Genomic DNA, 700 nt, shown 5'->3' on the forward strand with positions numbered 1-700 from the left:
TGGTCACTATATAACCGTTCCTTTTGTCGCTTCGTTTTTGGATAAGCTTTCACTCGTCCAGGGTCACTGACCAGCGGACGTTCTTTGTGTAAGGCAATCCCCCCACTAATGTACAGGTCATCGGTTAAAGGTTGCTTATGTTGATCCCGCCAATCCAACTCACGTTCAAACATCCGAGCCGTTTGAAACGGTAAATTTAAATCTAATTCCACTAGTTTTTGTAACGTGACCGTTGGTAGCTCCCGTAACTTTTTAATTAGATCCTTTAATAGTTCCCCAGTTGCCTCTGCATCAGATACCGCACTGTGGGGAAGATCGTGTTCAACATGAAGATGATTCGTTAAGTCCCGAAGGCGGTAACCTTTGGCTGTGGGCATCAGGATTTGGCTCAAGGTTACTGTATCGATGGCGGAAATGCGCAATGGACTATGCCCTACACGTTCTAATTCGTGATTTAAAAATGGAAAGTCAAAGTTGACGTTATGCGCCACAAATATGGTCCCACTTAGCAGGCTTTCAACCGTTTGTGCCACATCGTCTAATAATGGCGCTTTTGCTACATCTTTATCAGTAATCCCCGTCAACTGTTGAACACTGTGGGGAATCTTCATCAATGGATTAATCTGGGTTTCAAATTGATTAATGATTTCACCATTCTGGATTAAAACTAACCCAATTTGAATAATGCGGTCGCCATTCT

General features: G+C 43.1%; 1 protein-coding gene. It reads right to left on the reverse strand.

The window, feature by feature from the left end; translation table 11 throughout:
* Positions 1 to 700: exonuclease domain-containing protein (locus ACFILA_RS09770; protein WP_375661152.1), on the reverse strand; the 700-nt coding region annotated here is incomplete at both ends.

Source organism: Bartonella sp. CL71SXKL, assembly GCF_042194935.1.
GTDB lineage: Bacteria > Pseudomonadota > Alphaproteobacteria > Rhizobiales > Rhizobiaceae > Bartonella.